We start from the raw sequence: 8,077 nt of genomic DNA, 5'->3' as shown, positions 1-8,077 counted from the left end.
CGAGTTCGGGTACCTCACCCCACTCGAAACCCGAGCCAGGCTGCAGCACGACTTCACCCCCGCAGCGTAAGCAACCGCTGTCCAAGATCAGGGGGAACTTCAAGCACACCTGCGGCCGAGAGCGGGACCGCAAATCATTCGGTGTAACTCCCGATCACGGAAGATGCATCGATGACCAGTGACAACGTGACCGAGTAGGAAGGCCGTCGAGTCGGCAGGAGACGCGTCGGCGATAGCAGTGGACAACCAACTGATCGACGAGTTGGCGAGCCGAGCTTACGGTGTCGTACACGACTGAGGTTGGGGCGTGTTGGCCTGGCGGGTTGGCTGATAGGTGATTACCGCTCTGCGGTGCGGTCGGAGACGAGGCCGGCGATGGCCAGATGGGTCTCGGTGTAGTACTCGCGGCGGCCGAGGTACCGCTGGAGGGGCCCCCACTGCTTGTGCTCGGCGTTGGCGTGCTCGACGCATATCCGCTCCGAGGATTGCTTCTTGCGGGCCGCCTCCCAGGCCTCGCGCCGTCGACCAAGTTCCCGGCCACCACCCGAAAGAGGCGTGGCCCCGGGCCTTCGAAGATCGTTGGGCGGTATGCACAAGAACACTGCTCAACTCGAGAGGACCTCCCTTGTCGAATCTCCGGACGCGGGCGCTCGCCCGGCGCGCGACAGCTGTGGCCATGGCCGCGATCACGACCTTCCTGCTCCAAGGAGCCCCGGCGTCGGCGACGGCTGCCGCGGAACCACCGGTCGCGGGCACCTACTGCACGCAGTGGGAGGGCCACTACGGCGCGAAGAACTGGACCTACGCCGATGCCCGTGTGTGCCTCGTCGTCGACGCCTCGCAGAAAGCCCACGTCAGGGGCGAGACCGACACGAACACCTACTACTGGGGCGGCGCCTGGTACAACGCCAGCAGCAACTACCCGGCCAACTGGCGCGCCACGGGAACGGTGAGCAACTCCAAGGGCAAGGTGCTGTCGTACGACACGTACCTGGTCAGCCAGACGTCCCGCACCGGCTCGAAAGACGACATGATCAACGTCGGCACTCTGTCGGAATGCGGCGATTACACCGTCAGCATGCGGTTCTTCCAGAACGGGGCATACTGGACGGACAGCCCCTCCATCGACTCGGGGGAGCGCACCTACCAGATCGCGGTCCCCTGCCCCTGAGCGAACGGCGCTTTCTTCGGACATCGGCTGAGGACATCCGGCCGTACGACCGTGGCACCGAAGGCGCGACGCCGTGCCCGGACCAGCTTCCAAGGCCAAGATCAATCCCATCGATACTGGCTGCTCCGTTGGTCCCCACGGCCGATACAGGGTCGTTCCCGGGTCTCTCCAGGGGTCGTGGGTGCTCCGACCGCGCCCCCTGGGCCGGGTGACGGCCGCTGCTCCATCTCCCCGGTGCAGGGGCCGTCACCCCGAAGAAGTCTTCCGGCACGGACCGCCCGCCCGCTGGCGCGGTCACCGCAGCAGCCGCTTCACGCCCTCGATGAGGAGGGCCGCCACCACGGCGGCGAGCATGGCGTTCGGCAGTTCATCGACCTGGTCGACGACGTACGCGAGCACGGTGTGCATTCGGATCACCCTTCGGGGTCGGTACCTTCGCCCCTTGGTGATCCGAGTACGGCCCCAGACAGGGCCGGCGTGCAACGAGTTCGGGGCACAACCCCTTCAGTTTCCTCCGGGATGCGCTGCGGCTGGTAATCCGGCCCCACCGCCCCCGCGGTGGCGGCCATCGCGTACATGAGGGCCGCGATCTTCAGGGGCGGTCGCAGAACCGGGCCACAGGGCGGTCCTTCCCGAGGTGCTGGCCACACGCGTCAACAACCAGCCGTTCGCCAACGCGTCACGGTCGACAGCAAACACACCGGACGGACCATCGGCGACGAACGGACGGGCGATCTCCCGCAGCAGCTTCTTCGGCTCAGCCATTCTCAGCCGCCTCAAGAGCCTTCGCAGTGGTCATTCGTCGTCTTCCTCGGAACCGTCGTCACTGTTGTTCATCGCGTCGTAGAAGCCTCGTCGTCGTACTCGACGCTGACGTACTCGGGCTCGAAGAGGTCGTCGTCTGGGTCGATGCCTTCGGATGACCGCATCATCTTGACCAAGAACTGTTCTACGTCGGCGAGTAGGTTGGGGTCGTCCAGCCAGACGCCGAACTCGAGACCCAGCCGTGAGCTTTCGGTGCCGTTGGTGCTGCCCAGCCACAGCCGTTTGGGTGTGAAGCCGGTGACGTCGGCGATGCCGACAGGCGATCCGTCCTCGTCGTGCCACGAAAGGTGTCCCAGGAGGAACATCTTGGCGTGGATGAGGGGCACGGGACGGCCTCCGGTCTTGCGGAACTCGAACGAGCGGATGCTCGGGACACGCAGTCCCTCTGTCCGGGGCGAGTAGGGGCCGATCACCGGGGGCGGGCCGTCGTAGTGGGAGACCAGCTCGGTCATCTCGGCGAAGACGTCGGCGGGGAAGCCATTGCCCTGCTGGGCGTACTGCTTGAGTCGCTCGAACTTCTCCCTGCCCCGCTTCTTCAGCTCCTGCTTCGTGACGACCACGCACGCCGACGGGAATCGGTCGATCGCGCTCAGGAGAGCCGGGTCATCCAGCCAGGGCACACATCCAAGGACTGCGGGTCCGAGGGACCGGTACTGCCTCCAGCGGCCGTCGGGATCGGTGAGGAACTCGTCCATCCCGTTAACCAACCCGGTGAGCACGTGGGACCGGCTGGTCGACGCGCACCGACAGCTCCGCCCGCAGGGCTTGCGCACCGACACGACCAGCCGCGGTGCGGCGCTCGCTGGGGAACATCGGCCCAATGCCGCGTACCGGGTCGGGGCCGGTGCCGGGCTGACCTCGGTGACCAGCATCCGCCAGGCGCTGAGGGTGCAGCGGACCAGAATGCGAGTGGCGAAGTTCTCATGCATCTCCGGCCCGCCGATCGCGCGGGGGTGGCCACCTGCGCGACCAGCAGCACGCAAAGACGGACCACACGGCCCAGGAACAGCATCTCGGCGCGGGTGTCGACGGCCCGGGGAGACCTTCACATCACCGCTCTCACGGATCCGCTTCCAGTAGCGCTTGAGCTGGGCCATGGTGGCGTTGACCTGCTTGCAGCAGGATCACCAGCCGTGGCCCGAGGCGCCCAGGCCACGCCTGTCAGGGGCACAACCCGGGCAACCTCGGTGCCTCCAACCTATCCACCAGAACCGGTCCAGCCGACGCGGACACTCGTCAGTTCACACGGACCGCAGCAGAAGTCACCTGATAGAGGGGGCCTCTCTCATTGCCGATCATGAACCTGCGGAGGTGACCGCCGCCTTCACGCCAGCCGCTCCAGGACCTGGGCGGTTCTGCAGGCCGCAGGCGGGTGCCACGACTGGCAGGTCCGCGCCAGCCGCGGGACGGGGCCGAGGCATCGTGGGTGGTCATGGCCCGCGACTTCCCTGTCGCCAGCGATGCATGCATTCTTCCATCACCGGCCGCCGGCGTGCGTCTCGTCAGTGTCCGCCGTCCTGGGGGGCCGGTATGCGCAGGGCGAGCAGTGCCACGTCGTCGTCGTTGTCGGCGGGCCGGACCTGCTGGAGCAGGTGGTCGCAGAACGCGTTCAGGGGACGGTGGGCGAGCGCGGCGGCGTGTCGGCGGAGCTGTTCCAGGCCTTCGTCGAGAGGAGAGTGCGGTGACTCCACCAGGCCGTCGGTGTAGAGCAGCAGCGTGGACCTCGGGGGCAGGTCGGTGGTGGCGTTGGGGCGCTCGTGGAGGGTGTCCATGCCCAGCAGGAGGCCGTGTGCCTGGTCGAGGAAGCGGGCGCGGCCGTTGTAGTCGACGAGCAGTGGCGGTGGGTGGCCGGCGTTGGTCCATTGCAGGCGCCAGCCGGTCGCGGGGTCGTGTGTGAGGCGGCCGAAGACGACGGTGGCCATGGATACGTCGGTGACGTGCATGACGGTCTCGTCCAGTTGGCGGACGATCTTGCCGGGTTCGTCGTGTCGTGCCCAGGCGTGGGCGCGCAGCATGTTGCGGAGCTGGGCCATGCCCGCTGCGGCGTCGAGGTCGTGGCCGACGACGTCGCCGATGGCCACGGCAATGGACCCGTCACCGAGGGGGAACATGTCGTACCAGTCGCCGCCGACCTGGGAGGCGTCGGGGGCCGACACGTAGCGCACCGTCGTCTCCAATCCCGGCACGGTGGGCAGTTTCGGCAGGAGGTGGCGCTGCATGGTTTCCGCGACGCGCCGCTGGCGCTGGTAGAGCCGGGCGTTCTCCAGGCTGATGCCGGTGCGTCGGGCGATGTCGTCCAGCAGGGGCAGGTCGTCGGCGGTGAAGGGGGCTTCGCGCTGGGCGCGGCCCAGGGTCAGGGCACCCAGCACTTCTCGCGGGCCCCTGATGGGTCCGATGACGGCGGAGCGGATGCCGGTGGCGTCGAACAGTCGGCGCTGTTCGATCGCGATGCCGGAGTCTGGTTCTGCCTCGTAGGTGGCAGGGGTCGCCACGGTCGAGGCCGCCCCACGCAGCGCCCGGGACAGAGGCAGGGGCGAGTCGTCGGGGACGGGCGGGAGCGGGCCGCACAGGTCCGTCCGCTCGGTGAGGACGCCGTTGCCGTAGTGTGCGACGAGGGCGCGCTGGACTTCGTCGCTCTCGCCCAGCAGGTCCACGACGACCCAGTCCGCCAGCCGGGGGACGACGATGTGGGCGAGCCGGCGCAGTGCCTGGTCGGGGTCCAGGGTCGAGGTCAGGCGCGAGGTCGTCTCGGCCAGCAGGGCCAGGCGCTCCAGATCGGACAGCGACGCGGTGGCCAGTCCCTGCTCGCGGTCGGCCTCGGACGCGGAGCGCTGGTGGAAGATCACCAGTGCCCCGGTGGTCTCGTCGTTGCGCATGAACGGCGTGGCCAGCCACGACACCGACAGGACTGAGGCGTCCCCACGCTCGTACCAGCCCGCCTGCTCCGGCGTGGTGCGCCCAGCCAGCATGGCGCGCAGCAGCGGGCATCCGGCGCGGTCTTGCGGCTTGCCCCCGGCATCGCGGTGCAGCACGTCATGCGCGTCACGCCCCAGCAAGTGCTTCGACGGACGGGCCAGCAGCCGTTCCGCCGCCGAATTCACCGCGATGATCTTGCCTTGGTCGTCCACTGCGTACGCGCCCGCCTCGGCCACCTCCAGAACACCACCGAGCGTAACCTCTGACCGGAACCCAACCGGTACTTCCTGTGGGGCGGCCATCCGCGTCGTCCTCCGTCACCCGTCGGCTGCCCCGCTCCTTGAACGGGAGCGGCCAGCCTCATATTCGCAGCCGAAGATCCCACGGGCCAGGGCCCCGTGAGTAGACGAGCGCTCGCCACACCCACAAAAGCGGCCGCGACGGGGGGCAGACCGGTGATCGCCTTCCGCGGAGAGATTGGGGGCGAGGTGCTCAACCGGCATGAACGCGCCCCTGGCCAGCAGAGTTACAGGTCATCGTCGGGCCGAGGGCAGCAAGGCCTCCGCGCGCCACCCGAAGTCGGCGCCTCAGCGTGGAGAACAGCGCTCCAGAGACGCAACATCCACGGCTATTCCTCGATGACCGAGAGGCAGCTGGAGAATGCCCTCGGTTGCCGGAGAAACAGGTGCTCTGGCTCGGTCCGGCGCGCCGGAGACGTCGAGGTCTCTCGTTCGTCGAGAAGGAGTCGGCGTGTGAGGGCTTGCCGAACCTTCGGCGTGACGCTGGAGGGAGGGCGGTGAGTCAGCCACCCACCGAGCCTCGGCTGCGGCAGCAGCTCGCCGCAGGACACGGGCTGAGATCCTCCTGGGCCCGTGCAGGGTAGGCCCCGGCCGGTTGATCAGGTCTGCACACAGTCGGAAAATAGCGGATAATTTCTTATATCAAGTAATAGCGGAAAGGCGGGAGGATCAGCCCGATGTCTACAGGCACACTATTGGCGATCATCATCCCCGTTGCGGTGGTCGTTCTCCTTGTCGCCCTGGCCGTGGCTCTCTTCACGCGGCGCCGGGCCCTGCGTGAACGCTTCGGCCCGGAGTATGAGCGAACAGTCGAGGACTCCGACAGCAGACTCGCCGCCGAGCGCGAGCTCAGCGCACGCGAGAAGCGTCACGACCAGCTCGACATCAAATCCCTCCCCGGCCATACACGGGACCGCTACAGCCGGGACTGGAACAACGTGCAGCAGGAGTTCGTGGACCGGCCGGAGGACGCCGTACACGACGCGGACCGGCTGGTGACCTCGTTGATGCACGAGCGCGGCTACCCCACCGAGGGCTTCGACCAGCAACTCAGAGATCTCTCCGTGCAACACGGCCGCACACTGGAGCACTACCGGGCCGCGCACGACATCGACACGCTCAGCATGGGCCACAACGCCACCACCGAGCAGCTGCGCAGCGCCATGGTGCACTACCGTGCTTTGTTCGACGAACTGCTCTCTGACGGCGGGCAGACCCGCCATGCCCACGCCTGACACCCCGCAAGCCCGTCCAAGCGGACACGCAGGCGACATGCAACGCAACACACCGGAAGTCACCGCTCTGTTGTCCGCCGCGGGAGTAGTCACTGTCGACGGCCGACACACCGGCCACATAAGGAGGAGACCGCCGTGATCGCTCTTGGTGTCATCCTGCTCATCGTCGGATTCGTCCTGCACATCGGCATCCTGTGGACGATCGGCATCGTCCTGCTGGTCATAGGAGCCATCCTGTTCCTCCTCGGCTCCGTCGGCCACGCCGTCGGCGGCCGACGCCATTACTGGTAGACCCCGCCGAACAAATCCACGGTGTCTTCGACGCGATCAGTGACGGCACCGGCGTCCATCGGCGACGCGGTCGACCAGCTCACCACCGCTCCGCCCGCCCACGAGGACGAATCCGGCTTCTCCCACACCTGACAGCCACGGACTACGTCGACATGAGCAAAACCCAGCCGGCGGCGTTCTGGCCGGCCCGGACCACTGCGGACGACCCGGGCAGCACGGAACGCCTCGCCGCCGGAAGCCTCGCAGGCGTCGGGATCGCCGCGGCTCACTGCTCGCCTTCTGCCACGGCAGCTGTAGTTCTGGTCATGGCTGGTCCTGAAGCGCGTGTCGGCGCTGGTGGCAGGCTCCTGCGACGGCTTGATGGTGGCGGCGCCAGGCCATCCAGCGCAGGGTGTGTTCCGCGTCCCGGACTGGTGGTGTGAGGACGAACGCCCGAAGGAGTCGGACGGGTTCGGGGCAGGTCAACGGGACGAGACGGGCCGGTCATGGTCGTGGCGGCGGCGGTCAGGGCGAGGACGGCGGATGCGACAAGAGAGAACAGCGACCAGCGCATCCAGGAGTTCCAGCAGGTCACCTGCCCTTCGTCCAGGCCGGTGAAGGTCTTGCCGAGTTGGAAAGTCTCTTCGATCCGCCACCGTCGGCAGATCACTTCCACCAGCTGGGCGAGGGTGACAGGTGCGGGCGACCAGCAGCGGAAGAAGGAGATCTCGCCGGTGTACCGGTGCCGGCGGGCGACCAGGACGCTGGTGCCGTCATCTCCGTGTCCGTTGGGGGTGTCGTCCGCGCGGACATCGAGCCAGGCCCAGTCGTACTCGCGGGTGCCCTTTGTTCCGTGTCCCGCCCGCATGCGCATCCACTGGTGCGGCAGCACTTTGTTGATCATCTGACGGGCCTTCCACCTGCGGCCCGCTCCATCCGTGACCGGGTACGGGTGAGACACGCCGACCGCGTAGCCGAGACCGAGCTCCCGCAGATCCTTGCGCAGTTCGCGGCCGGAGTACACCTCGTCGCCGGCGAACCAGCGCGCCTGGACACCCAGCTCAAGTGCGTTCTCGACCATGGCGGCGGTCTGCTGCAGCTTCGTCGCGAACATGATCTCCTCCGGGACGCCGACCACTTCGCGGCGTTCCTCGTCCGCGGCCCAGTCCTCCGGTAGATACAACACCCGGTCGATCACCACCCGCCCCGACGCGGTGACCGCGGCCAGGTGCACGGCGACCTGGCACATTCCGACACCTTTGAGTACGCCGGAGTACTGGCGGCCGGCGCCGACGCAGTCGGACGAGGACTTCGCGTCCCCGGTCTCGTCCGCGACCAGTACTACGTCCTGACCTGCGAGT

General features: G+C 67.7%; 7 protein-coding genes. 3 read left to right on the top strand and 4 right to left on the bottom strand.

Annotation, left to right across the window (positions count from 1 at the left end; translation table 11 throughout):
- Window positions 1-338 precede the first annotated feature (338 nt).
- The gene (locus tag ACFYX0_RS45915) at window positions 339-602 is read right to left on the bottom strand and encodes a hypothetical protein (protein WP_388981307.1); all 264 of its coding nucleotides are present in this window, start codon (window positions 600-602) and stop codon (window positions 339-341) included.
- Between the two features lie 23 nt (window positions 603-625).
- Between ACFYX0_RS45915 and ACFYX0_RS45910 the strand changes: the two genes are divergently transcribed.
- Window positions 626-1,171: a hypothetical protein gene (locus ACFYX0_RS45910; protein WP_388981304.1), complete on the top strand. Its 546-nt coding sequence runs from the start codon at window positions 626-628 to the stop codon at window positions 1,169-1,171.
- Between the two features lie 833 nt (window positions 1,172-2,004).
- Here the strand turns inward: ACFYX0_RS45910 and ACFYX0_RS45905 are convergent.
- Both ACFYX0_RS45905 and ACFYX0_RS45900 read right to left on the bottom strand, forming a co-directional pair.
- Window positions 2,005-2,691 carry a hypothetical protein gene (locus tag ACFYX0_RS45905; protein WP_388981301.1) on the bottom strand — a complete coding sequence of 229 codons (687 nt, stop codon included), beginning with the start codon at window positions 2,689-2,691 and terminating at the stop codon, window positions 2,005-2,007.
- A gap of 807 nt (window positions 2,692-3,498) precedes the next feature.
- Window positions 3,499-5,214, bottom strand: a complete 1,716-nt coding sequence (locus ACFYX0_RS45900) for a SpoIIE family protein phosphatase (protein WP_388981299.1) — start codon at window positions 5,212-5,214, stop codon at window positions 3,499-3,501.
- A 674-nt stretch (window positions 5,215-5,888) separates the two neighbouring features.
- Between ACFYX0_RS45900 and ACFYX0_RS45895 the strand changes: the two genes are divergently transcribed.
- Window positions 5,889-6,446, top strand: a complete 558-nt coding sequence (locus ACFYX0_RS45895) for a hypothetical protein (protein WP_388981296.1) — start codon at window positions 5,889-5,891, stop codon at window positions 6,444-6,446.
- A 135-nt stretch (window positions 6,447-6,581) separates the two neighbouring features.
- Window positions 6,582-6,737: a DUF6131 family protein gene (locus ACFYX0_RS45890; RefSeq protein WP_388981293.1), complete on the top strand. Its 156-nt coding sequence runs from the start codon at window positions 6,582-6,584 to the stop codon at window positions 6,735-6,737.
- A gap of 265 nt (window positions 6,738-7,002) precedes the next feature.
- Here the strand turns inward: ACFYX0_RS45890 and ACFYX0_RS45885 are convergent.
- The coding region (locus ACFYX0_RS45885) for an IS701 family transposase (RefSeq protein ID WP_388981290.1) at window positions 7,003-8,077 on the bottom strand (1,075 nt) is incomplete at its 5' end.

Origin of the sequence: Streptomyces sp. NPDC002573, assembly GCF_042889625.1 — a bacterium.
GTDB lineage: Bacteria > Actinomycetota > Actinomycetes > Streptomycetales > Streptomycetaceae > Streptomyces > Streptomyces gibsoniae.
Note: the sequence above shows the minus strand (reverse complement) of the source record. Positions and strands in the feature narration are given on the sequence as shown.

What these genes read in the sequence shown, in the direction of transcription:
- ACFYX0_RS45895 (WP_388981296.1), top strand. Translation starts at nt 5,889, where the DNA reads ATGTCTACAGGCACACTATTGGCGATCATCATCCCCGTTGCGGTGGTC.
- ACFYX0_RS45900 (WP_388981299.1), bottom strand. Translation starts at nt 5,214, where the DNA reads ATGGCCGCCCCACAGGAAGTACCGGTTGGGTTCCGGTCAGAGGTTACG.
- ACFYX0_RS45905 (WP_388981301.1), bottom strand. Translation starts at nt 2,691, where the DNA reads ATGGACGAGTTCCTCACCGATCCCGACGGCCGCTGGAGGCAGTACCGG.